The 23,901-nt window shown below is 34.2% G+C and carries 24 protein-coding genes and 1 riboswitch; of the genes, 21 read left to right on the top strand and 3 right to left on the bottom strand.

From position 1 onward, the window contains the following. The first annotated feature begins 37 nt into the window (after positions 1 to 37). The 12 genes from BMZ04_RS20025 (at position 38) to BMZ04_RS19970 (ending at position 11,036) form a co-directional block, all read left to right on the top strand. Entirely contained in the window at positions 38 to 949 is a 912-nt protein-coding gene (locus tag BMZ04_RS20025) for an aminoglycoside phosphotransferase family protein (protein ID WP_177184521.1), read from the top strand. A 156-nt stretch (positions 950 to 1,105) separates the two neighbouring features. Then, complete coding sequence (locus tag BMZ04_RS20020) at positions 1,106 to 1,792, top strand: hypothetical protein (protein ID WP_093276683.1); 687 nt, start codon at positions 1,106 to 1,108, stop codon at positions 1,790 to 1,792. A 125-nt stretch (positions 1,793 to 1,917) separates the two neighbouring features. Then, positions 1,918 to 2,370, top strand: coding sequence for a hypothetical protein (locus tag BMZ04_RS20015; RefSeq protein WP_093276678.1), 453 nt, complete (start codon positions 1,918 to 1,920; stop codon positions 2,368 to 2,370). Positions 2,371 to 2,514: 144 nt separating this feature from the next. Next, positions 2,515 to 2,817 (top strand): hypothetical protein, encoded by a 303-nt coding sequence (locus BMZ04_RS20010; protein ID WP_093276674.1) that lies wholly within the window; start codon positions 2,515 to 2,517, stop codon positions 2,815 to 2,817. A gap of 276 nt (positions 2,818 to 3,093) precedes the next feature. Then, entirely contained in the window at positions 3,094 to 3,684 is a 591-nt protein-coding gene (locus BMZ04_RS20005) for a hypothetical protein (protein ID WP_093276669.1), read from the top strand. Between the two features lie 617 nt (positions 3,685 to 4,301). Next, positions 4,302 to 4,403, top strand: a riboswitch (purine riboswitch). 243 nt (positions 4,404 to 4,646) lie between these two features. Continuing rightward, positions 4,647 to 5,582 (top strand): nucleoside hydrolase, encoded by a 936-nt coding sequence (locus BMZ04_RS20000; protein ID WP_093276665.1) that lies wholly within the window; start codon positions 4,647 to 4,649, stop codon positions 5,580 to 5,582. Between the two features lie 50 nt (positions 5,583 to 5,632). Further along, positions 5,633 to 6,889 carry a nucleoside permease gene (locus tag BMZ04_RS19995; protein WP_093276660.1) on the top strand — a complete coding sequence of 419 codons (1,257 nt, stop codon included), beginning with the start codon at positions 5,633 to 5,635 and terminating at the stop codon, positions 6,887 to 6,889. 434 nt (positions 6,890 to 7,323) lie between these two features. Continuing rightward, entirely contained in the window at positions 7,324 to 7,713 is a 390-nt protein-coding gene (locus BMZ04_RS19990) for a hypothetical protein (RefSeq protein ID WP_093276655.1), read from the top strand. 369 nt (positions 7,714 to 8,082) lie between these two features. Continuing rightward, positions 8,083 to 8,520 carry a DUF4279 domain-containing protein gene (locus BMZ04_RS19985; RefSeq protein ID WP_093276648.1) on the top strand — a complete coding sequence of 146 codons (438 nt, stop codon included), beginning with the start codon at positions 8,083 to 8,085 and terminating at the stop codon, positions 8,518 to 8,520. Positions 8,521 to 8,673: 153 nt separating this feature from the next. Continuing rightward, positions 8,674 to 9,090 carry a hypothetical protein gene (locus BMZ04_RS19980; RefSeq protein WP_093276645.1) on the top strand — a complete coding sequence of 139 codons (417 nt, stop codon included), beginning with the start codon at positions 8,674 to 8,676 and terminating at the stop codon, positions 9,088 to 9,090. A 195-nt stretch (positions 9,091 to 9,285) separates the two neighbouring features. Then, positions 9,286 to 9,942 (top strand): Type 1 glutamine amidotransferase-like domain-containing protein, encoded by a 657-nt coding sequence (locus tag BMZ04_RS19975; RefSeq protein ID WP_093276641.1) that lies wholly within the window; start codon positions 9,286 to 9,288, stop codon positions 9,940 to 9,942. Positions 9,943 to 10,232: 290 nt separating this feature from the next. Beyond that, positions 10,233 to 11,036: an alpha/beta fold hydrolase gene (locus tag BMZ04_RS19970; protein WP_093276637.1), complete on the top strand. Its 804-nt coding sequence runs from the start codon at positions 10,233 to 10,235 to the stop codon at positions 11,034 to 11,036. A gap of 640 nt (positions 11,037 to 11,676) precedes the next feature. On the opposite strand, the gene BMZ04_RS19965 is transcribed toward BMZ04_RS19970, so the two are convergent. Further along, a complete protein-coding gene (locus tag BMZ04_RS19965) occupies positions 11,677 to 13,161 on the bottom strand; it encodes a MocR-like pyridoxine biosynthesis transcription factor PdxR (protein WP_093276635.1) in 1,485 nt (494 codons plus the stop codon). Between the two features lie 281 nt (positions 13,162 to 13,442). Here BMZ04_RS19965 and BMZ04_RS19960 point away from each other — a divergent pair, with 281 nt between their 5' ends. From BMZ04_RS19960 to BMZ04_RS19945, 4 genes are all read left to right on the top strand, one after another. Further along, positions 13,443 to 14,468, top strand: coding sequence for a branched-chain amino acid aminotransferase (locus tag BMZ04_RS19960; RefSeq protein WP_093276631.1), 1,026 nt, complete (start codon positions 13,443 to 13,445; stop codon positions 14,466 to 14,468). A 38-nt stretch (positions 14,469 to 14,506) separates the two neighbouring features. Then, entirely contained in the window at positions 14,507 to 15,445 is a 939-nt protein-coding gene (locus BMZ04_RS19955; protein WP_093276627.1) for a DMT family transporter, read from the top strand. A gap of 218 nt (positions 15,446 to 15,663) precedes the next feature. Continuing rightward, the gene (locus BMZ04_RS19950; protein WP_369802698.1) at positions 15,664 to 16,005 is read left to right on the top strand and encodes a DMT family transporter; all 342 of its coding nucleotides are present in this window, start codon (positions 15,664 to 15,666) and stop codon (positions 16,003 to 16,005) included. Positions 16,006 to 16,224: 219 nt separating this feature from the next. Continuing rightward, positions 16,225 to 16,953, top strand: a complete 729-nt coding sequence (locus BMZ04_RS19945) for an alpha/beta hydrolase (protein ID WP_255368032.1) — start codon at positions 16,225 to 16,227, stop codon at positions 16,951 to 16,953. A gap of 480 nt (positions 16,954 to 17,433) precedes the next feature. Here BMZ04_RS19945 and BMZ04_RS19940 read toward each other — a convergent pair whose 3' ends face one another. Then, a complete protein-coding gene (locus tag BMZ04_RS19940) occupies positions 17,434 to 18,324 on the bottom strand; it encodes a LysR family transcriptional regulator (RefSeq protein ID WP_177184520.1) in 891 nt (296 codons plus the stop codon). A 159-nt stretch (positions 18,325 to 18,483) separates the two neighbouring features. On the opposite strand from BMZ04_RS19940, the gene BMZ04_RS19935 reads away from it, so the two are divergent. From BMZ04_RS19935 to BMZ04_RS19925, 3 genes are all read left to right on the top strand, one after another. Continuing rightward, a complete protein-coding gene (locus BMZ04_RS19935; RefSeq protein WP_143128328.1) occupies positions 18,484 to 19,632 on the top strand; it encodes an MFS transporter in 1,149 nt (382 codons plus the stop codon). A gap of 93 nt (positions 19,633 to 19,725) precedes the next feature. After that, positions 19,726 to 19,980, top strand: coding sequence for an alpha/beta hydrolase (locus BMZ04_RS19930; protein WP_093276611.1), 255 nt, complete (start codon positions 19,726 to 19,728; stop codon positions 19,978 to 19,980). 88 nt (positions 19,981 to 20,068) lie between these two features. Then, entirely contained in the window at positions 20,069 to 20,695 is a 627-nt protein-coding gene (locus BMZ04_RS19925) for a class I SAM-dependent methyltransferase (RefSeq protein ID WP_093276608.1), read from the top strand. 587 nt (positions 20,696 to 21,282) lie between these two features. On the opposite strand, the gene BMZ04_RS19920 is transcribed toward BMZ04_RS19925, so the two are convergent. Further along, positions 21,283 to 22,518 carry an MFS transporter gene (locus BMZ04_RS19920; protein WP_177184519.1) on the bottom strand — a complete coding sequence of 412 codons (1,236 nt, stop codon included), beginning with the start codon at positions 22,516 to 22,518 and terminating at the stop codon, positions 21,283 to 21,285. A gap of 161 nt (positions 22,519 to 22,679) precedes the next feature. On the opposite strand from BMZ04_RS19920, the gene BMZ04_RS19915 reads away from it, so the two are divergent. Continuing rightward, positions 22,680 to 23,528: an MBL fold metallo-hydrolase gene (locus BMZ04_RS19915; RefSeq protein ID WP_255368031.1), complete on the top strand. Its 849-nt coding sequence runs from the start codon at positions 22,680 to 22,682 to the stop codon at positions 23,526 to 23,528. Next, entirely contained in the window at positions 23,529 to 23,663 is a 135-nt protein-coding gene (locus tag BMZ04_RS22965) for a hypothetical protein (protein ID WP_255368030.1), read from the top strand. The last annotated feature ends 238 nt before the right edge of the window (positions 23,664 to 23,901 follow it).

Genomic DNA, 23,901 nt, shown 5'->3' with positions numbered 1-23,901 from the left:
TTGAAAGATGTATAACTTATTAAAAGGGGTTTGGTATATGAGTTTAACAAATAATAAATTTGAAACTTTAAGAATTAGTATTGCTAATGTTTTAAACAACGTTTTGTTATGGAATATTGGTGAAATAAAATTCATAGGTAATGGAGTTAATAACGCTGTTTTTTTGATTAAAGAAAAAAATTTAGGAATGCTTGCTATCAGAACTCCTTGGAGAACAGAAGAAAACTCGAATGAAATAAGTTTAAGTAGCATTATTTCATTAAAAAAAGAAGCAACTATCTCCGAACATTGTCAGAAATACAATATCCCAGTACCAAAAGTTCATAAGCTTTATTTAGGTAAAGAAATTAACTTTTTAGTAACTGATTTTATATCGGGAGATGCTCAGGAGATACCTTCCTATGATGTTGGACAACTTACTTCTAAAATACATAAGGTACCGTTCGATGATTTATCAATTATTCATCAGAATGAACGAACATTAAGTAATATCATTTCTAATAGAATAACAGAACGTGTTCATTTACTATGTAAACTGATAAATAATAGTATCATTATTCCTGATTCGGAGGAAATGGAAGCAATTCTGAATACAGCACAAACAAAGGACTGTTTACTGCATCTTGATGTTAGACCACCAAATATAATAGGGGGAAATGGGGTTATTAAAGGGATTATAGATTGGGATAATGCATTCATTGGTAATCTGATTATGGAGTTAATGAGAATTTCTGAATCTCAAGAGTTGATTGAGGAAGAATTTCTAAAAGGATACGACAATGTAAAGATTATCGAAAATACGGATGAAGTTATACAGTCAATTTATCGACTAGATACTGCTTTAATGTTATCCATATTGTTCACCACCTTAATAAATGATTCTGCTAAAAGGGATTACTATCTCAAGCGAGTTCATATTTTAAGTCAAAAAATAAACAACACTTTATAGCCTTCTTATTCAACTAACGGAGTGCTTTACTTCAAGAAGGAGCAAAGCATTTTTTCTTCTTAAACTAAAGGGGCAGTTTAGTTTAAGAGTGATGTTTAACTTGTGTTAAACAATCCATTGTAAAAAAAAAAAATAAAAAAATAATCGAGGTTAATTATGAGTGTATTTTTAAAATCTGATAAAATACGTACTAATATTAGAGTAGGCAAAAAGCAAATAGCATATTCTGTTTTATTTTCATCCATTTTGGGATTGATATTGGGTTTCGTTGCTAAAATACTTGATTCACCTATAATTCCTAATGAAGTTTCAATTTTAGGCTACATCGGAAGTAACTGGGGAATTTGGATATTTATCTCTACTTTGATAGCTGTATATTCTTACACGCCTAAATTAGCCGCAGCACGTGTTTTTATATTCCTTATTTCATTACTACTTTCGTACTACATATATACAATATTAGTTCTTGAACTTTTTCCATTAAAATATATTATTTTTTGGTGCCTCCTTGCATTACTATCAACGATTCCAGCCTATATAATGTGGTTTTCTCATGCTAATCACTTAATTTCCAGTATTATTACAGCGTTACCAATTTCCGTAATTGCATTTGAAGGATTTAAAATCTATCTTTCTACGGTAAACTATTATGAAAAATTCATGCAATACGAAAATGTTCTTATAAGTAAGGGAAACTATTTTTATATGCTTGGAACTGAAATATTATATGCTTTAATGATAATTATTATTTTACTTCTTGTTCCTAAAAGAAAAAAGCAATGTGTATATATTATTCCGTTTTCTGTAGTTGTATTTTTTGCTTTAGTGACAATAATACTTTAATTGTTCTTATTCAACTAACGGGTGCTTTAGCGAAAGATCATGGGTTGCTTAGGCAACTCTTTTTTCTTATTGAACTAACGCAGCAGTAGAGTTAAAGAAGTTATCAAATTGAAAGGAAGGATAAAATGGATGAAACACAATGGGATATACAAGAAGTTAAACATTTAAAAAAGAAGCAATTAGTCCAATACAATATCGTAATGTTGCTGTTATTCGTGCTGTTTGGTTATTTCTCTGAGAAGGGAAATTCCTCCCTCCTCTTTGGAGTATTTTGTGTGCTTTTATGGATAATAGTAGCTATCACGTTATACACCCTAATGACAGGAAAACCTATTGGTACAAAGACAAGTAGACGTGTGCAGGTATTTGACAGAAATCGTTTGGGAGAGAAACGTTGGAAGCGAAGAAATATAACTGAGACTGTCATCATCAGTGTTATAAGTGTTCTTATTACAATTTTATTGTTTGTTAAGGATTTTAACTCTGTAAGCTTGGACTTTTCTATCGCTGCTTTCCCATTTATCGGGGCTTGGATAGGCTATAATATAGGAGAGATTATCAGAATGAACAACTTATAAGCTAACCGAAAATAAGTAGTAATTTTTCTTCAACTAACGGGTGCTTTACTTACAGAAGGAGTAAAGCCTTTTTTATTGAACTAAACTAGCAGTTGTGAAATATATGGTAAAATTTATTAAAATGATAAAAGGTAGGAGAGTAGCATGAGAGTCTTATTAGAGTTAATACGAATTATCTTCATATTTGCTATTGTTGGTAGCATTTTGGGTTATATTTTTGAAAATTTATATTTAGAAATTGGCACTGATACTGAAAACTATGGTTGGATGGGTTTTTCCGCTATTCTTATTCTGATGTTTGTACTATATAGAAATAAATTGCAATTTAGCGGATGGTATAAAGGAAAAGGTAGAGAAAAACTACCGAAATTAGTTTCTCAAATACTTATTTTCACTTCAATTAGTCTGTTATTCTTACCGCCAGTTCTGAGTTTCTTCTTCAACTAACGGGTGCTTTAGTTAAACATGACCATCATTTCGATGGTCTATTTTTACGTCCAAAACATCAAGAAGATTTCGGTGATACAGTGTGAAATGTTACACTAAAACTAACGATGCAGGTTTCTTCAATAAGGAAAGTTAACTTTTTATAAATTCTAAGTAGTGTTAATTGGTTAAAATTTGAAACGCTTATTCACCCTAAACGTATTTAAATTAAGGGCAGTATTAATAGAGAACTGAATGTAAGATCATGGTGAAGAAAACTGGAGAGGTGTTTCATGTATGTTTTCTAATGAACAATTACAAGCCTTAATTGAAGGAAGAATTGTTGGGGACAAGTTTCCCTATGATACAAATAATGAGCAAGAAATTGAAGCACATATCAAACAGTTATTTTATAGAATAAACCGTATCCCTAATTTAGTATGTGAAGCAGAGTGGAATCATTTTGGAAGTGGATACGCTTCCTTTGTTGAATTTTTTTGTCACCGAAAAGAAGATGTTACAGTTGTTGAAGAAAAGTACGGATTTCAAGAGATTAAGACAAATGGAATTATTATTGATATTTGTCGCTTAGCACCTGTAGCAATCATGGGCGAAGATGACAGATATAAAAAAATTTGTATTGATACAAACGAAGTAGTTGGTGGGGGATATGGTACTATACTTGATGGATCAAATCGATTAGTTTTAAATGAGAAACTTCAAATAATTACAGAACAATTGAAACAGGTGTTAAAAGAGTTTGATTATGAACTATTAGAAGCTGAAAAATTAAAACAACCATTGTCATTTCAAACGAAAATCCCAACAATCTATCGTAAACCTAAAGAGTATTTAGTGTTGGATGCAATTTTTTATTGGGAGGATTAGGTATTTAATTACTAAATGGCATTCCAGAATAGGAGCATATTGTGGAAATAAACGTCTCCTTTCTTCTTCAATTAAAGGGGGCAAGAGTTGAAGATCAATAAGTAGTTGCTTATTGAGCTAACGGTGCAGGTTAGTTTAACAAACATGTTTTAGCTTTGTTCAACAATTGGACCAAATTGTTGAGGGACAGGAGGAGTAAGAACTCAAAAAGATTGATTGTTAAGAATTTATTAAGGCAACAGGTTGCAAGAGTTGAAGAACTGTGAGTTGTTTTGACAACTCATTTTTTATTGAAGAATTGAGCAGGGGTTTCTGTTTTCTAAATCAATAGAGTAGAACTTCAATTTCTGAAATATTAATGAACGTCCACCTTGGTTCGGATTATGGGTTAAATCAAAATCTTCGCGACGGATCAGATCCTGACAATTTCGAGATTTAAAATTGTGCTGAATATAGCAGTTGAGGGATTTAGGTCAGCCCACCAATTGCAAAAGTGTGAAAGCGGTAAGGGGAGAATAACATTGTAAATGTTTAAAAATACGAATGAACTATAGGAATTAATGAAAAATGTTCGTTATTTAGTTGACGAAACCCTAAATTATTGCTATTATAAATGCGAATTGAATGTCGAATTATGTCGTATAATATTGGGGATAAGGCCCAAGAGTTTCTACCAAGCCGCCGTAAAGGGTTTGACTACGAGGTAAGTGTTAAATGGAAGAAGGATTAATTCTTCCTTTTGTATTTACCATGCCCTAGTCAACGCTCCGGTAGCTATCGGAGCGTTTTCTATATTTTAAGATGTTTTTTATAAGCTATCATGCGAAGCGGCACGTCAGGCAAATTTCGATGGCTCTTAGTACGGAACAAAGTGCGACGTTATTCAAGTATTCCAACAAAAAAACAGTTGGATGAACCCCAAGCAATTTATAATAATTCACCATGAAGGGATCGAGAAAATAATGAAAAAGAAAATTTATTTTAATCACGATGGCGGAGTTGACGATCTTATTTCGCTATTTTTATTACTAAAAATGGACACGGTTGAGCTCACAGGTGTTTCAGTCATTCCAGCAGATTGTTATTTAGAACCTGCCGTGTTTGCGAGCAGAAAAATTATTGATCGCTTTGGAAACGGCGGCCTTGACGTAGCTGAGTCAAATTCACGCCCAAAAAACCCTTTTCCAAAAGATTGGCGTATGCATGCGTTTTATGTTGATGCCCTACCGATTTTAAATGAATCTGGAAAAGTTGTAACACCAGTGGCTGAAAAACCAGCACATCTTCATTTAATAGATACTGTTCTAGCAACTGAAGAAAAAACAACTTTATTATTTACAGGCCCGCTTACAGATCTTGCTCGTGCATTAGATGAAGCTCCTGAAATTGAAGAGAAAATTGAAAGACTTGTTTGGATGGGTGGTACATTCCGTGAAGCAGGGAACGTACATGAACCTGAACATGATGGAACAGCGGAATGGAACGTGTTTTGGGATCCTGAAGCAGCCGCTCGTGTATGGGATACCAACATAGAAATTGATTTAGTAGCGCTTGAAAGTACAAACCAAGTACCGCTAACTTTAGATGTACGTGAGCGTTGGGCTAAAGAACGCAAATACCTGGGTGTTGATTTTCTAGGACAATGTTATGCGATGGTACCACCACTTGTTCATTTTTCTACGAACTCTACATACTATTTGTGGGATGTGTTAACAACCGCGTTTGTTGGTAATCGTGATCTTGTAAAAGTACAAACGATTAACAGCATTGTTCACACAGAAGGTCCAAGCCAAGGTCGTACAGTTGAAACAGCTGATGGACGTCCAGTGAATGTAGTCTACGATGTGAATCGCGATGCATTCTTCGATTATATGACTGAATTAGCTAAAAAAGCTTGATGACTAGAAAAGTACAGCTTAGACATTAACAACTTAGGAAGAGGAAAAAAATGACAATTAAATCCCGACTTAAAATTATGATCTTTCTCCAGTTTTTCATTTGGGGATGTTGGCTAATTACACTTGGCTCGTATATGATCAATACATTACATTTTTCTGGCTCACAAGTTGGAGCCGTTTATGGCGCATCTGGACTTGCCTCTCTTATAATGCCAAGCCTTATAGGGATAATCGCTGACCGATGGATGAAAGCGAATAGATTGTATGGAATTTTTCATTTTCTTGGTGCGATTTGCTTATTTATAGCAGCACAAGCTTCAGACCCAACCGTTATGTTTTGGGTAATGTTTTTTAACGCTATGGTTTTCATACCGACAATTTCATTATCTTATACCATTTCCTATATTGGTTTAGAAAAAGAAGGACTCGATACAACTAAAGAATTCCCGTCCGTTCGTGTATATGGAACCGTTAGTTTTATTCTTGCCATGTGGCTCATTAGTGTTGGTGGATTTGAGTTAAGCAATATCCAGTTATACATTGCATCAGGGGCTGCCATCTTACTGGCACTATTTTCAGTTGTGCTGCCTGATTGTCCAACAGCAACTGTTAAGAGGGAGAAGTCGTGGATAAGCCACTTAGGACTCGACGCTTTTGTCCTATTTAAACAAAAGAAAATGGCCATCTTTTTCGTGTTTGCAATGCTGATAGGTGCTGCACTGCAAATTAATTTGGCATTTGCAGATCCATTCCTTCATGATTTTGCGATAAATTCTGATTATAAAGAAAGTCTTGCTGTGAAATACCCAGCGATTTTATTATCAATTGGACAATTTTCAGAAGTAGTCTTTATTCTTGCCATACCATTTTTCTTACGTAAATTTGGGATTAAAACGGTCATGCTATTGAGTATGGCGGCTTGGACGTTGCGATTTGGTTTATTAGCTTTTGGAGACCCAAACGGATTAGGGTTCATCTTATTACTATTATCCATGATAGCGTACGGTGCAGCGTTTGACTTCTTTAATATTTCTGGATCGATGTTTGTAGATAAAGAAGTGGATCACCGAATTCGTGGGAGTGCACAGGGCTTATTCATGACAATGGTGAACGGACTGGGAGCTTATTTAGGTGCTGTGATTAGTGGAAAAATAGTGGATTATTTAACGGTTGACGGCATAAAAGACTGGCAGAATATCTGGTTAGTTTTTGCTGCCTATACCATCGTTCTTGGAATCGTTTTTGCGATAACTTTTAAATACAAACACAACCAGGATACAGCGAACCATGTAAATAAAGCTACTTGATCTGTATGATTTAGAGTCAAGTTAGGATATGAACGATAAAATTAGCAGCCAATTTCCCCCTCTTTGGGGAAATGCTGCTTTTTTGAATTTTAGTAGCTTGGAAAGAGGTCTTATGTAAACACAGGACAAGCTTATGAAAAGAGGCGGTGATTGGGCTCCATTATACGTCAATACTTTTTCTAAATTTAGCGGATAAACATTGATGTACAACGGATAAGCACCTGAATATTCTTCACTTTTCTTATTAAACTAACGGGTGCTTTAGCTAAACAAGACCATCATTTCGATGGTCTTGTTTTACGTCCAAAACATCAAGTAGATTTCAGCGAACCAATGTGAAACGTTACACTTAAACTAACGCTGCAGTTTAGTTGAACAAGAAGGAGTTTTTGGAAGGATGCCGAATAGTTAACAAAAAGGGGAGGTAGCTTGCATTGAAGAAAATTTCTATGTGTGTTTTTATCATCTGTTTAATGTTTATGTTAGCGTCTTGTCAAAACAATAGTGGTCTTATATTTAAAGGTGAAGGTAAAAATTGGAATGGCGAACTAGTTACTAAATATAACTTTTGGGGAGAAGAGATTCAGAGTATAAAGATTACCTATAAAGGTGAAAACCCTGAACAGCTAATTATATCTAATTTCAATGTAGAAAGTACTGACTTCTTGGGTTGGGGTATAGGCGATATAAAATTAGATGAACAAGGGATTTATTATAGTGGAGATGTTATCACATTTGATACTAAAACCCCATCTTCGTCTAAGATAATATTTACTTTAGAAGGTGAAGAGTCTGAAACTATAACATTAAGTTCAAGTTCATAAAATATAGTTCTTTCTTCTTCAACTCCCATGAAAATTAGTTCTTCAAGAAATGAAAAATGACAATACTTAAGAAGACCCCTACTTAATCGTTAAAAAAAAAGAGGAGAGCAAAAATAAGTCTATGGATTACGGTTGACTGGATTAAGGTCAGTATCAGTATTGACACTTCCTAACCATTTTCATTCTCTGTGGTGCAGCATTTTTTTGTGCTGCATGGATGGCTAACGGGTGCTTTACTTTAAGAGGAAGTAAAGCCCTTTTGGAACCTTTAATCGTTTTGAACGTATGAAAGTAAAGCAGCAGGTTAGTTGAAGAAGAATTGAAAGTATTTCGATAGTCGATTAGTTAAACTAAGGGCAGGAGGTTTACATGGGCAAAACATCGTTATATGCATATATTCTATTTAGCGGAAATGACGATTTCCCATTAGATGTCGTTACAGTAAGACTGGGCGTGCAACCTACGAAAACTTGGAAAGTAGGAGAACGATCTACGCCTAACCATCCAATAAATCAGTTATTACGGTCATATACTGGTTGGCGTTTTGAAATAGAAACTAAAGAATCAATAGATACAGAAGATGTATTACGTCCGCTTTTAGAAGTATTCCAATCAAAGACAGATACGATTAATCAATTAAAAGAAGAACTAATTTTAGATGTACGTCTAGAGTTAGTTATACAGATTTACGATGGATATTCTCCAGGATTAGTGATTTATCCCGAATTTAGTAAGTTTGCTGCAGAAATAAATGCTATTTTAGACGTTGATATGTATGTGTTTTCTTTTAATGAACCAGATGAATAACCGATCTTTTATGAACTACATGTCCACACAAGATAAAGGATTACAAAGAGAGTCAATTCTTCTTCAACTAACAGGCGCTTTAGTAAAATATCATGGGGTTGCTATTGGCAATTATTATTTCTTATTCAAACAACGCAGCAATTTATGGGGGTGATGGGCATTACAATATCTATCCACGATGGTGTGATAATTGGGTACTCAGTAAGTTTTCTAGAAAATAAATTAATTTTAGATATCGAAACAGTGACAGATGAAATTGTAACTGTTACATTCGAAAATTATTTAGCACATGATTTCCATCATGTAATGGCGGGAAGTATATTGTTTGATATTCATGAAGCTGATTTGAATACATTTTTTGTAGAGAACAGAGAACAATTTGAGAACTTTAAATTATATGCTTGGCCGATTTGGTACGGTAACACGAATGAACTCGAACAAGACTTACAAAAAGATAATTATAAATGCTATGTTATTAGTGCTTCACTAGGATTAACTGGTTATGTATTCGCTAAAGCCCTTAAAATCAAAAGGAATGACAAGTTTAGTGGGAATAACCAAAGTTTGTGAAGTATTCTACTTAAACTAACGGGTGCTTTAATTCCAGAAGGAGCAAGGCTTTTCTCTTATTGAACTAAAGAGGCAGGATAGTTGAAGAGTGTTGTTTAAATTGTGTTTAACAATCGGGCATATTGAGAGTGACAAGAAAACAGAATGAGTGACGCAAGGAATAAATGTTATTTACACTTTGCTGAGGGGGTACTTATGAAAACTCACTATTATTTAGGTTGGTTTAACAATTTTTTTCCAGAGAATCTGGGCAGGGTGTTACAGGAGGATATAACTGATAGAAAATCGCTTGCTATGATTAGCTCGAATCCATCTATTTATGAAGATGATGGTGCTACTGAACGCTCGTGGCTCGATCAGGCTGGCATTATGTTTGATGAGTATCATTTAATTAATTACCGCGTACATAAGGAAGATGCCCAAACGATAATTCAAAATGCTTCCGTCATTTTCTTGTTGGGTGGCAATATTCTTAATCAAAATGGTTTTTTGATGGAATATGAATTATCGGATTCGATTAAAAAAAGCAGCGCCGTTGTGATGGGAGCAAGCGCTGGAGCAATCAACATGTCCGCTAAATGGTTATGCTCGAAAAACTTTGGATATGAAGTTGAAATGAGCTCTGTTTACGACGGAATCGGTCTTGACAATTTTTCCGTCCTGTCTCATTTTGATCTTGAAAATAACATTGCACTGGTTCAAAGCGAACTATCTCCCCTATCGGAAGAAATAAATATTTATGCGTCGAACAAAGATTGCGCTGTACGTGTAAAAGGAGACAAAATCGACGTTTTTGGCAATGTTTATTTAATTTCCAACTCAAAGATTCAGAAATTGGATGAGACGCTCTAGTTGTAGCGAATCGCTAATGGCTTAATTGAATTAATTTCTTTATGCACCGTCTCTATTTTAAATTTAGTGAAGGAGAACTGGCGCGAGTGTTGAATATGCGTCTATTTTTTCTACTTCAACTAACGGGTGCTTTAGTTAAACAAGTGGCTGCCTTAGGGTAGCTTTTTCTTATTGAACTAACGCAGCAGTTTAGTTGAACAAGGAAGTTTGTTAAAATTGTAGTATATGTATGGGAGTATTAATTGTCCATGTCAATACATCTGGTTTACAGGGAAAGGGGAAACAAATACATGTCGATTTACCATAAAATAATTGGAGAAGGATATCCTATCGTTATGTTGCATGGTTGGACACTTGACCATCAAGTGATGTTACATGCAATGGAACCGTTATTCGAAAAACGAAGCGGTTGGAAGAGAATATACATAGACTTACCAGGTATGGGGCTTTCCGAGTCACAACCATCTATTCAGAACTCTGATGATATTTTAGAAGCGATATTACGTCTTTTGGACGAGATTATCCCTGGTCAACTGTTTATTATTTGTGGTAATTCATATGGAGGGTACATTGCAAGAGGTATAGTCCGTTCACGACAGGACACAGTTCGTGGATTACTGCTTATGGCACCATTGACTATACCTGAATTCGATGAAAGGGTAGTACCACAGCAGACTGTTCTAAAAAGAGACAGCAACCTGATATCACATTTGTCTCCAGAAGATGCTGAAAAATTTTGCTCCATGGGGGTAGTGCAAGGGCAAACTGAATGGGAAAGATTTCGAGATGAAATTTTACTTCCTTCTAAACATACAAATTATGAATTCTTAAACCACATTCGTCAAAATGGATATGGCTTTACCTTCGATATTTCATCTAAACTTGAGTATCCCACGCTAATTATCACAGGGCGTCAGGACAATGTAGTCGGATACCACGATGCGTGGCGACTAATTGAAGATTACCCAAGGGCAACTTTTACAGTGCTTGATATGGCTGGTCACAACCTACAAATCGAACAAACCGATGTATTTAACGCATTAGTTCATAACTGGTTAAACAGACTTGAGTCGGAAAATTTTCGACTGGTATAGCTTTTCATAAATTTGAGTTTCCTGTTGCACTAACGGGTGCTTTACTTCAAGAAGGAGTAAAGCCTTTTTTTCTTATTGAACTAAAGTAAGCAGTTTAGTTCAATAAGAAATGCAATAAATTTAGATATCGCCAAGAAAGAGAATGTGAACACTGTTGTTTTACATACCTTTTTCAGTTGGAAGGTATTTCGATGTAATGTGTTGAATATATCTTTTATTCAACTAGGGGCAGGCTTCTGCAATAAACTTAAACGAAGCATTTGAAAAGTATATTATGTGGTGGAAAGTCCATACAAAATATACTTTTTTAATTTTACAAAAATAATTTGGTGTTTCTTGTAACGAATATCGGTTTATTTGTGAAACATTATTCTTACATTCTTAAATGATTTAACTTGGTAGTATTAATGAATCTTCAACTATCTAGTACGAGCTATGGCTGAATGGATTCAATCTACTAAAGAAAAAGTCATTTCAAATCATCTAATTAGAATCTGACAAAAAGTCATCAAAAATGGGCTGGAACATTGATAAATCACTATGTCCCGGCCTATTCCTACATTTAAAGTGTCCGATTCTTGACATTGTAATAAGAAATGGTCATGTAACAATTAAAATGACCCTCAATGAATGCTTTATCCTAAAAATATGGTGTATTGGGTGTTTCACTTATCTTTTCAGATGAAATTATAGCATGAAGTATATTACATAATGTTGTAATTCCATGAGTTAATAATTCCTCATTTATATAAGAGTAACTAATTCGCAAATGATTATTTTCTTGCCCGGACGTAAAACATGCTGTTCCCGGTAAAAATGAAATCTGTTGTTTTTTTGCTTCTGATAAAAGAAAGTGACTATCTATCCAAGATGGTAAACTGATCCATAAATTTAATCCTCCCTCTGGTATCGTCCAAGATACACCCTCAGGAGAAAGACTTGTAAGTAAATTAAGAACTAAATCTCTTCGAATTTTTAGAGCCGTCCGCAACTTCTTTGTGTGGTCTATCATTCTTTTAGAGTTAATTAAGGGAAGAATTGCCTTTTGTGTGAGTAAAGGACTTCCTAAATCAGCATTTGCCTTTGCTGCTAATAAACGGTTGAAAATAGAGCCAGAAGCTGTTAGTATTCCTATTCTACAACTCGGTGCAATAGTTTTGCTTAATCCTCTCAAATAAATCACATTCCCGAACTGATCCATACTTTTAAGGGTGACAGGTGGTTTTTTATCAAAATAAATCTCGCTACATGGATCGTCCTCTACAATAATACAATGGATACTCCTGGCTATATCAAGTAACTGCTTACGTCGTTTTAGAGACATAACAACACCTGTTGGATTATGAAATGTAGGAATCGTAAAAATAACTTTTGGTTTATGTTTTTCACACACATTTTGGAGTATATCTATTCGCATTCCATCTTTATCGACAGGCACTGTGAGTATGGTAGCACCTCTTCCACGAAAAATATCAATCGCCCCTGGGTAGGTAGGTGCTTCCATTATCACCACATCTCCAGGTCCAACAAAGGTACGAGCAATAAGATCTATACTTTGTTGTAGACCACTTGTAACTAAGATGTTTTCTGGTGTAGAGAGAACCCCTGATCTTTCTAAATATGTAGACATTTCACTCCGTAGTTGACTATCACCTTGAATATTTCCATATATAGATAATATTTCTGGATTTTCTGAAAGAACCTGTTGAACCTCATGCTGAAAATATCTATTTGGAAGAAGTTTGGGATCTATCATTGATGATGAAAGATGAATTTTTTGAGGTGCAATATGATAACGAGCAAACTGGGATCTGGGTAAATAATCTTGAAGCGATAATTGCCAATCATATGAAGGAATTGCTTCTTTTTCTCGCTTTTTCTCTTTTACTTTTGATTTCACAAAAGTACCTTTACCTTGGATAGAAGTAACAAAACCATCTTGTTCTAATTGATTATACGCCTTAACAACTGTAACCAAACTTACTTCCAATTGTTTGGAAAGGTTGCGTACGGAAGGCATCTTCAATCCTTCTTCCAAAAGTCCTGAACGGATACGATCAACAATGGATTGATAAATTTGTACAGACAGTAATACTCCTATATTTCTTTGAATATCAATTTGCACCATAAATCCCCCTAAGTGTTATACATTTATTTAGTGTTATAGTTCCATTTCATATAGTAGATGATAATAAATATTATTTTAACACTTGAATTTATTTTAATCCTGTTATTCTTCTATAAGGCAAAAAATGCTGATAAGTAAATCTTAATACGGAAATTTCTATAGATGAATGTAAAAAGTTAAGTGTTATAGAAATGCGTTGAGTGTTATATATGCATTAAAGTAAAATAGCACTTAAAGTTGAACATAACATAACACTTGGAGGGAGATTGACGTAATAAATGGAAAAGATACATCCAGATTGGGGAAACATGGGATTTTCCTATAGAAAGACAGATAAACGATATGTTGCTAATTTTAAGGATGGAAAATGGGAAGAAGGAGTCCTAACAGAGGATCAAACCATCGTTTTAAACGAATGTGCGGGTGTGCTTCAGTATGCTCAGACTTGCTTTGAAGGGATGAAAGCATATACAACAAAGGACGGAAAAATTGTTATTTTTCGACCTGATCTAAATGCACAGCGGTTAGAAGATTCTGCGAAGAGAATACATATGGCTCCATTTCCAAAGGATCAGTTTGTCGATGCTGTTATCCAGACAGTAAAAGCAAATGCTGCATACGTACCGCCCTATGGCTCTGGTGGTTCATTATACATTCGTCCTTATCTGTTTGGAATCAGCCCAGTTATTGGAGTTAAACCTGCTGAAGAATTTCAGTTCAGAATATTCACTACACCAGTTGGTCCTTATTTCAAGAATGGACCAAAGCCCCTTACCCTTTGTGTAAGTGATTTTGACCGTGCAGCTCCTCATGGAACCGGAAATGCTAAGTTAGGACTTAACTATGCCATGAGTCTTCACTCTCTCGTAACAGCAAAGGAAAATGGATTTGATGAAAATATGTATTTAGATTCTGCAACTAGGACGAAGGTAGAAGAAACAAACGGAGCCAATTTCATATTTGTTACAAAGGACAATAAAGTTGTTACACCTAAATCAGAAACCATTCTTCCTTCCATTACTCGTCGTTCACTGATGGTAATTGCGAAAGAATATCTTGGACTAGAAGTAGAGGAAAGAGAAGTATACTTTGAGGAAGTGAAAGATTTTGCCGAATGTGGTTTGTGTGGAACAGCGGCCACTATTTCACCTGTAGGTAAAATAAATGATCATGGAAATGAAATATGCTTCCCTAGTGGAATGATTGAAATGGGACCAATCACTAAAAAATTATACAATACATTTACCGGGATTCTGTTAGGTCACAACAAAGCCCCTGAAGGTTGGATTAAGGTGATTGAATAATCTAATTCACAGAGAAAAAGAAAATTGGAGGGGTGCTTGTGAATCAAAAACGATTATTACTAACTTACAGTTTAGTATTTTTAGTCACGGCTATTTGGGGACTTAATATTGTAATAATTAAAGTATTGGTGGAAGATTTACCTCCACAAACAATGACGGCATTTCGAATTATGATGGCGGGGATTACAGCATTAATTATAATCGTTCTTGGAAAATCATTTCGTCGTTTATCGAAAAGGGAATGGATTTATACACTACTTGGGTGTGTTTTTGGTGTAATTCTACATCACTTGCTTATAGCAGTAGGCTTAACAATGATTGATGCTTCGAATGCTTCTTTAATTCTTGCATTAGTACCGCTTACAACAGCAATACTTGCCGTCCTCTTTTTAAATGAACAATTAACGAAATTTCGAATGACAGGTTTTATTCTTGCATTAACTGGTGTCTTTTTTATTCAGGGCGGTTCATTCGGAAGCATGCAATTATCTCAAGGTGAATTGTATTTATTTATTGCCATGTTTGTCCAAGCCATTAGTTTTATTTTTGTAAAAAAAGCAACAGCAACACTTGATTCCAAACAGGTAACAACATTAATGTTCCTGGTAGGCTCGATTGGTTTGTTGATTATTAGTTTTATAACAGAACCTGAGGGAATCAAAGCAATGACTTCAGCCTCTTTATTTACTTACTTCTTATTTATCGTGTCAGGGATAGTGGCAACAGGTGTGGGGTATATCGTTTTTAATGAAGCTATTAAGCAGATAGGTGCAGGACAAACAGTCATATTTAATAACTTTGTTCCGTTTTTTGGTCTTGTATTCTCCGCACTTTTCTTAAATGAAACAATAACAGCAACACAATTAATTGGATTTGTGTTTATTGTGGCTGGAATTCTATTTGGGACAGGTTATATCGAAAAACTCTGGGCGAAAAAGCATAAACAGATTATTAATACAGAAAAGAGTGTTGAATAAACTATTCTCTTTCCTAGGATTAGCAATTTGATGTTCTTGTTTCTCAAAGGTAGATGCTCACTTAGCTTCGATAGTCTAATTTTCATTAGGTATTTGTATGTATTTACAATTGGAGGATATATTGATGATCAAATTCCTAATTGCTTTTTTGCGCTGATTGGTGTTCGGCTCTTGCTATACAAAGTCAAATAAATGCTATCTTTAGTAAGAAAGTTGGCGTGTTAGAGGGAGCTACTGTTTCCTTCACAGTTGGGGCGCTTGCGTTATTCTTTTTGGCGTTCTTTTTCGGAAAAGGTAATTTTCTATATGTATTAAGTGTTCCTAAATGGCAATTAATAGGAGGAATATTAGGGGCATTATTTATTGTCATTAATATTTTTTCTGTAAATCTGATAGGTGTTGCCTCAACATTTATGGCGGTTGTCATCGGTCAAATTGTAGCTGGTGCAATTATTGACCATTTTGGACTTTTTGGTGGGGCTACATATCCGTTGAATAATACTAAACTCATTGCACTTGCATTAATGTTTGTGGCAATTTATTTATTTAATAAAGCATAAAGACGAGTGGAAAAACAAATCGTTTTTGTTTTACATAATAAATTCATTGTTAAGGGAGTATTTAGTTACTATGATTCAAGCAGTACAAAAATTACAGCAACCTTATGAACAAGGAGCTTTAGAGGCCATTCCTATTAGTGTCAATTGGCAATCTAATATTATTGTTGCTTTACAATTTAGTATAAGATAACTAATAATAGAAAATTTAGGGGTGATGAAATGATTATTCGACCAGCGAAAGAACTTTTTCTAGAGGGGAATGAAACAGCGATATTATTATTACATTCTTACACAAGTCATACACGTGATATGAAAAAATTAGCAGAATATCTAAACCAGCATATTGGTTGTACGTGTTATGTCCCATTATATAAGGGACATGGGATAAAACCAGAAGCTCTACTAAATACTACTATAAATGATTGGTGGAAAAATATACAAGAGGCGTACTATTTTCTACAACAACGCGGGTATAAAAAGATTTCTCTTATTGGATTATCAGTAGGTGGGATTTTCTCGTTAAAATTAGCACAGGAAGAGCAGATTGAACGACTTATTGTTATGTCCGTCCCAAAAGATCGTACGCCAGAACGGTTAAAACAGCGACTTATTGATTATGCAAAAGCATATAAGCAGCTAGAAGGAAAAACATCTGAAATGATTGCAAAGGAATTGTTGCCTTTTCAAGAAATGCCTCTACATTCATTTAAGACGTTCCAGGAGTTTATTCATCATACAATGGATAATGTTTCTCACATTACAGCACCAGTGGAAATCTATTATGGTAATAAGGACGACTCCTTATATGAAAAGAGTGCAGGTTTTGTATTTGAAAATGTATCTTCAAATGACAAGAAAATAAAGGCTTTTCCAAACTCCACACATTTAATGACTCTAGGAAAAGATAAGGAATCACTTTTTGAAGAAGTAATGTCTTTTATTAAATAAATTAAATACCCTTGCTATAATTCATTTGTTGGAAGGAAATCGTAATAATTTAAACTACTTTACTATCTCTGTACTCTTCAACTTCGATGAACGATCGTAATTATCTTTCATTCTCTGTGGTGGTGAATTTTTGATTCATGGATGGCTAACAGGTAGCGTGGTGAAAGAGAAACTAAGTGATTTTAGGACAGAGGTCATGCTTTAGTTATTCAATTAAAGGGTGCGATTGTTTAATAAGGTTCTCTTTTTCCTTCCTCAACTAACGGTTGCTTTAGTTAAACAGACCATCATTTCGATGGTCTTGTTTGAGTTCAAAACATCAAGAAGATTTCTGTGATACATTGTGAAATTTTACACTTAAACTAACGGATAGTTGAATAAGAGGCTTATTAAAAAGGGTCAAATTTTTATAAACCACTCTTATTTCCATAGAGTATAAATCTCAAAGTATTGAAAATTTTATTTATTGAACAATCCAATTTAGTTACTCTCATTTCTACTGAAATAATTAATGACATGCTCAAAGAATTTCTTTGTAATAGGAGAAATCAATGCGTTTTCGTTCCAAATAATTCCTATTGTTCTTTGGCATACTGGATCTGTAATTTCAATTTGTTCTACAATCTGGTTTCCTTGTAGTTTTGGTAAAAAGGATATCCCTAAATTGGCTGAAACTAACCCTGCTATAGTGTCAATTTCTTCTCCTTCAAAACTAACTTTTGGTGTTAGCGACGCTTGCTTAAATATTTTATCCGTAATTGTTCTAAGTCCATATCCTTCTTTCAAAACAACAAATTCTTCATCAACAAGCTCATCTATTTCAATTAATTGTCTTGAGGCAAACTTGTGTTGCTTTGAAACTGTTAAATAAAGCTTCTCATCCCATAAATGATGACAGGAATAATTTTTCTTTACTTCATCACCTGTAATTGTTGTAAAACAAAAATCAATTTTATCATCATAAATCATATTAATTAAGCTTTTTTTGTTTGCTTGTGTCAGTTTAAATGTAGTCTTAGGATATTTTTCTTTAAAATTTGCTAGTAACTTTGGTAGCTTATCGATTCCGAGCGTATGAAAAAAACCAATAGATATTTCTCCAAAATCGGGATTAAGCCTTTCATCTATTTCTTTCTGCGCTAATCTCATTTCAGTCTGTATTTTTAAAGCTCGTTCTTTGAACATGTGACCATAGCGATTTAGCTTTATACGTTTGTTTTCTCGAATAAATAATTCCACGCCTAATTCTTCTTCAAGTTTTGAGATAGAGCGGCTTAACGCAGGTTGAGTTATATTAAGTTCTTTTGCAGATTTTGTCATATGCTCATATCCAGCTACTGTAAGAAAATATTTTATATATTGCCATTCCATTCTAATCGGCTCCTTATAACAAAAAATCATTAACTTTATACTTATTATATATTAGAATGTATGAACTTTGAGTGTTAAATTATAATTAGTAACGTTTTAAGGAGTGATAACTTAGTGTGTACCGGTAAGAAACACAAGTTTTATCGTATATTAACATCCATGATCTTAGGGGCATTTATTATTTACAGTAGTCTATATTGGGTGCAGCCACTCATTATGCTTTTTTCTGAAAGGTTTAATCAGTCCCCTGCATCAGCTAGTTTGGTTCTTTCCATTACTACAATATCATTAGCTTTCGCCCTTTTATTAGCTCCTTTTATCTCCAATAATTTAGGGCGAAAAAATACAATGGTGTTATCTCTTTTGCTGACCTCTTTATTCAATATGTTTAGTATGGCTATAGACCATTTTTATTGGTTATTGTTTATGAGGTTTTTAATAGGAGTTTGTATATCGGGGTTCTTAGCTTCGGTTATTACGTATTTAAAAGAAGAAGTGGAAAGAGAAAGGTTTGGTAAGGTTGTAGGAATTTATGTTGCGGGAACAGCACTTGGTGGTGTTTTAGCAAGATTAATCAGTAGTTTACTGGTCGAACATTCTGACTTAAACACTGTAGCAGTCATCATAGGAGGGGCTAGCCTAATAGCAAGCCTACTTTTTTGGATAATGCTACCTCGATCAACTAACTTTATGAAAAGACCTTATTCGTTAATTCATTTAAAGAATGGTTTTATTGCTAGTTTTTTAGACAATAAGATTCGTAGTATCTATGCTTCATGCTTTTTTACAATTGGCATTTATACTTCAGTACTTAACTATATTTCTTATCCACTCACGGAACCTCCATTGTCATTAAATCAAACAGTAATAGGGATATTATATTTAGCAACATTATCAGGTGTGGTTAGCTCACTTATATTTGGTAGGTTACTTGATAAGTTCTTTGCTATATCATTATATCGAGTTGCTTTACTGATCATGGCAACTGGTGCAGTTCTTACTACTACAAATATTCTTTGGTTAGTAATTACCGGTCTAATTATTTTTGCATTTGGAATTTTTGCAAGTAATACCATAGCAAGTAATTGGATTGCAAACAAAGCTCCATCCACCCATAAGACAGAAGCGAATTCGGTATATTCTATCTTCTATTATTTAGGCTCAAGCATTATTGGGTGGCTAAGTGGTTATTTATTTTTATTCTTTGGTTGGTCAAGATTCATCTTTGTAGTAAGTGGTTTATTAATTCTTATGGTGTTTCTCTTACGTAAATTTGGAAAACAAGACTTGGAATTAAGGGATAATTAAAATAATAAAAAATTCATGAAATTACTATATTAACTGGTATCTATGTTTAAAAAAAATGAAAAATGAAAAATGAGATTTGAAGGTGGGAAGACGATGAAGAGAATAGTTAAGCCCAAACCCTTTTTTCTAAAAGGAGGGAAAAAAGCTGTCTTATTATTACACTCTTTTACGAGTAATACTCGTGATGTAAGACAACTAGGGAAATTCATAAATAAAAATGGTTTCTCATGTTTTGCCCCTGTTTATGACGGTCATGGTTTATCTCCTGTACAATTATTTCTACTAATCCAATTGACTGGAACAATCTGGCGCGATTGTTTAATAAGCGTCTCTATCTTATTCAACTAACGATTAGTAGAATAAAAGAAGTGAAGATTTTATTTCTCATTTGGCGAATATTGCGAAGTAAAAATTTATATTACAAGGAGATGGAATTTTGAACAATCCGTGGCAAGAGATTAGCCTTGAAACATATGAAAACCACATGAAGTCTGATGCTGTATTTCAATTACAGACTTTAAATCAAATAACAAAAGAGCAATTAGAAAGTTATGGACATGAAATTGTTGGTATCCTTGGGGTTGCTGGTGGAAATGGACTAGACCAGATTGATTTACCAACAACAAAAAAAATATATGGTTTTGACATAAATAAAGATTACTTAGATGTTTGTCAAAACAGATATTCCTATATGGGTAATACTCTTGAGCTATTGCAATGTGATATTAGGGATAGCACATTTACATTACCGAAAACAGATTTACTAATTGCAAATTTAATTATTGAGTATGTCGGGGGTGCGACATTTGTTTCCCTAATAAATCAGAACAGAAATCAAGTAGAAATTGTATCCTGTACTATTCAAAAAAAACAAGCTAACGGCTTTGTAAGTCAATCAGACTACACATCAGCCTTTGATCCATTACTCTCAATTTCACATGATGCTGATGCCCAAAAAATAGTTAAACTATTTTCTAATGAAAAATTTAGTTGTATTAAAACCAAAGAGTATGCTCTTCCTAACGGTAAAAAATTCATTAGACTAGATTTCAAAAAATCATAAGAGATATTATGCAGTTTGACTATAATGTGTAGTAGAAGAGAAGTTGCTTCAGCTAACGGGTGCTTTACTTCAAGAAGGAGTAAAGCCTTTTTCTTATTGAACTAAAGCAGCAGGTTAGTGGAAGAGTGCTGTTTAACTTTAGTTCAACAATCGGGCCATATAATGGAATAACACCTTTGGTATAAAAAGCTGTTTTTCCAAAAAGTGAACTGCCCCGTAAAAAATTAGATTAGTGTCTAACTTTTACGGGGCAGTTCAAAATGATCCAATGCTTTTATTACTCTTTTATTACTATGGTGAATTAAATATCATTTTATTCTTTGAAAAGCGAATCTGCTAAGCAAACCCATTAAACAAAAACAAATTGTGTGAGTACTATATACATAGCAGTACCATCAAATATACTGATGAGTGGATTAACGCATATTGAAATTGTTGAAAACAGTTTTACTTAAACTAACAAATTTTAATGAAACAGGAACTAAAGAAGCGATTTCACCTTAGCATAGGGAAAATCGCATTTTTATATCCAGAAAATTCCTTAGCCTATAATATCTGCGTTTTGACCTCGGAATCTCTATACACAATTATGTGTCAATGCTCTTCAATGGCATTTCCAACTCAGATAGTTCCGCACGTTTCCGACTATTAAGTAAAAGTCTTATACAACCGAGCGCACCGAATAATGCGATGATACTAGAAAAAAGGAATGCAGTAAAATAGGAATTGGAGTATTCAATCAGATAGCCAGTAATTGCTGGGGAAACTAATTGCCCGATGCCTACAAATATGGTTACAAATCCCATTCCAATAGTGATAAATTTCGGATGAATATAATCACTTACACTGGCATTGATAATCGTCGGAACTGCCCAAAGCGTGATACCGTACAAAGCTGTAGCCAAAAGGATGAGAGTGCTGTTACTTGATAAACTAAAAGTGAGAAGAAGAATACTTTGAATAAAGAATACAATCATTAAAGTAACCAAACGTCCAATTCGATCAGAAAGACTTCCCCAAATGAAGCCACTAATAATACTAGTAATTCCCGCAATCGCAAAAAAAGTACCTGCTGATGAATTCGTTAACCCTACATCAGCAATAAGATAGTCTACGAGAAAAGTAGAAAAAACTAAATAACTGATACCGTAAGTAGAATAGATGAAGCCTAGATACCACATTGTTTTACTACGGTATACATTTGTATCTAAATTTGCGTTACGTAATTCTTGAATTAATATAGAATCCTGTCCTTTTGAAATTGCTTTAAGCCCTAAATCTTCTGGTTTATTCTTTAAAAATATGAGATTGGAAACAGTAATGATTAGAACGAGAATAGCAAGGATGTACCAGCTAATTTTCCACCCGTTCATTCCCGTTTGGGCAATTAATACAGGAACTGTAACTCCGCTAAAAACCATTCCGATTCCAGAGCCAGCCATCGCTATCCCCATTGCCATTCCTTTACTTTTATTAGTAAACCATTGACCAAGTAGACCTAAAGAAGGAACATAGATTCCACCTGTTGCTACACCGATAATGAAGCATCCGATAAAGGCGATATAAAAGGAATCAGCACTGGCAGTTAAGACCATTCCTGTTGAAACAAGAAATAATGAAAAAACAATTACTTTTTTTGCATTGAATCGTAGAACAAAATGACCTGCGACTAACACAGCAATGAGGTAGCCTAAAAAGAGAGAAGACGCTAAAAATCCGGTTTGTTGGTAATTTAACTCTAGACCATTTTTCATAAATGGAAGGATCGCACCAAGGGAAAAGCGTCCAAAACCAAGAGATGCCAAATTACACAATGTAATCAAAATTAAGATGAACCAACCTTTATGAATATTTTTTATATCACATCCACCTCCAGGTTATAGAAAATTTATAATATTCATTTTTATTTATTGTATCAGAATTTTCGGCAATATGATATTAACTGAGCGCTCGCTCAACTTTTATTTTAAGGGGGAAATAGTTTATGGGAGAATCTAGTATTATCTTTTTTGATAGGAAGTTTCCAAGTGCAAATATGATTCTTATTAAGGATGAGTTTCCTATCCTAATTGATACAGGCTTTGGAAGTGATGCAGAGGAAACTGAGCAATTAATTAGAGAAGCAGGTGTCTCACCAGAAGAATTACACCTTATTGTAAATACGCACTATCATAGTGACCATGTTGGTGGCAATTTTCATTTTCAAAAAAATTATGGGGTTACGATTGCTGCTCATAAATGGGAGGCCGATTTAATTAATTCTTGTGATTCGGAAGCTTGTAGTTCTGAATGGTTAGATCAACCTGTTGAACCTTTTCGAGTAGATAGAAAGCTTTCAGATAATGATGAGATTTCTACGGGAAGCGGAACATTAAAAGTGTTACACACACCTGGGCATACGTTAGGACATATTTCTCTCTATGAACCTGGTAAAGAGATATTAATTTGCGGAGATTTATTTCATAAAAATGATATCGAATGGTTAAATAACTTCCGAGAAGGTGTAGCCTCTATACAACGCTCAATTGAAAGTTTGGATCGATTGGCTAGGCTCCGAATCAGGAAGGCTTATTCTGGACATGGACCTCAAATAGACGATCCACTTAGTTCTATAGATTCGGCAAGGAATCGGTTCGATAAGTGGGTCAAAAGTCCAGATAAGGTTTCATGGCATGCTTGCAAGAGGATTTTTGCATTCACATTAATCATGAAAAATGGATTAGCAAAGGAAGAAATTAATCACTACCTATTACAATGTGGCTGGTTTCAAGATTTTGCACGTTACTCTTTCCAACTTCAGCCAGAAGAATTTATTCCGATCCTACTTGACTAAATGATTTCTTCAGGAGCAGCAAGCTGGCACAATAATCATTTAGTCGCCCTTACTCCGTTCAAAGCACCAGAAAAAGAATGGGTAAATAAAAACATTAAGCCGAAAGATTGGAAACCTCAAGATTTTCTCGTATAAACATTACATCGAATTATTAACGCTAGGAAAAGAGTAGGAATCGCTTTTTGAAGAAGTGATGTCTTTCATTAAATAGCTTAAATCCCCTTGATATAATTTTATAGTTATTCCATAAAAGGGCGCGATTGTTGAATAAGCGTTCCTTTTCTTATTAAACTCCCATGAAAATTAAAAAACGATTAAAATCTATAAAATGGCATAACAAAAGAGACTCAGAAATTGCTTTTTTAAAAAAAGG

The sequence above is a fragment of the Psychrobacillus sp. OK032 genome, assembly GCF_900111345.1.
Taxonomy (GTDB): Bacteria; Bacillota; Bacilli; order Bacillales_A; family Planococcaceae; genus Psychrobacillus.
This window is presented reverse-complemented; position numbering and strand designations above follow the sequence as displayed.

What these genes read in the sequence shown, in the direction of transcription:
- BMZ04_RS20025 (WP_177184521.1), top strand. Translation starts at nt 38, where the DNA reads ATGAGTTTAACAAATAATAAATTTGAAACTTTAAGAATTAGTATTGCT.
- BMZ04_RS20020 (WP_093276683.1), top strand. Translation starts at nt 1,106, where the DNA reads ATGAGTGTATTTTTAAAATCTGATAAAATACGTACTAATATTAGAGTA.
- BMZ04_RS20015 (WP_093276678.1), top strand. Translation starts at nt 1,918, where the DNA reads ATGGATGAAACACAATGGGATATACAAGAAGTTAAACATTTAAAAAAG.
- BMZ04_RS20010 (WP_093276674.1), top strand. Translation starts at nt 2,515, where the DNA reads ATGAGAGTCTTATTAGAGTTAATACGAATTATCTTCATATTTGCTATT.
- BMZ04_RS20005 (WP_093276669.1), top strand. Translation starts at nt 3,094, where the DNA reads ATGTTTTCTAATGAACAATTACAAGCCTTAATTGAAGGAAGAATTGTT.
- BMZ04_RS20000 (WP_093276665.1), top strand. Translation starts at nt 4,647, where the DNA reads ATGAAAAAGAAAATTTATTTTAATCACGATGGCGGAGTTGACGATCTT.
- BMZ04_RS19995 (WP_093276660.1), top strand. Translation starts at nt 5,633, where the DNA reads ATGACAATTAAATCCCGACTTAAAATTATGATCTTTCTCCAGTTTTTC.
- BMZ04_RS19985 (WP_093276648.1), top strand. Translation starts at nt 8,083, where the DNA reads ATGGGCAAAACATCGTTATATGCATATATTCTATTTAGCGGAAATGAC.
- BMZ04_RS19980 (WP_093276645.1), top strand. Translation starts at nt 8,674, where the DNA reads ATGGGCATTACAATATCTATCCACGATGGTGTGATAATTGGGTACTCA.
- BMZ04_RS19975 (WP_093276641.1), top strand. Translation starts at nt 9,286, where the DNA reads ATGAAAACTCACTATTATTTAGGTTGGTTTAACAATTTTTTTCCAGAG.
- BMZ04_RS19970 (WP_093276637.1), top strand. Translation starts at nt 10,233, where the DNA reads ATGTCGATTTACCATAAAATAATTGGAGAAGGATATCCTATCGTTATG.
- BMZ04_RS19960 (WP_093276631.1), top strand. Translation starts at nt 13,443, where the DNA reads ATGGAAAAGATACATCCAGATTGGGGAAACATGGGATTTTCCTATAGA.
- BMZ04_RS19945 (WP_255368032.1), top strand. Translation starts at nt 16,225, where the DNA reads ATGATTATTCGACCAGCGAAAGAACTTTTTCTAGAGGGGAATGAAACA.
- BMZ04_RS19940 (WP_177184520.1), bottom strand. Translation starts at nt 18,324, where the DNA reads ATGGAATGGCAATATATAAAATATTTTCTTACAGTAGCTGGATATGAG.
- BMZ04_RS19935 (WP_143128328.1), top strand. Translation starts at nt 18,484, where the DNA reads ATGATCTTAGGGGCATTTATTATTTACAGTAGTCTATATTGGGTGCAG.
- BMZ04_RS19930 (WP_093276611.1), top strand. Translation starts at nt 19,726, where the DNA reads ATGAAGAGAATAGTTAAGCCCAAACCCTTTTTTCTAAAAGGAGGGAAA.
- BMZ04_RS19915 (WP_255368031.1), top strand. Translation starts at nt 22,680, where the DNA reads ATGGGAGAATCTAGTATTATCTTTTTTGATAGGAAGTTTCCAAGTGCA.
- BMZ04_RS22965 (WP_255368030.1), top strand. Translation starts at nt 23,529, where the DNA reads ATGATTTCTTCAGGAGCAGCAAGCTGGCACAATAATCATTTAGTCGCC.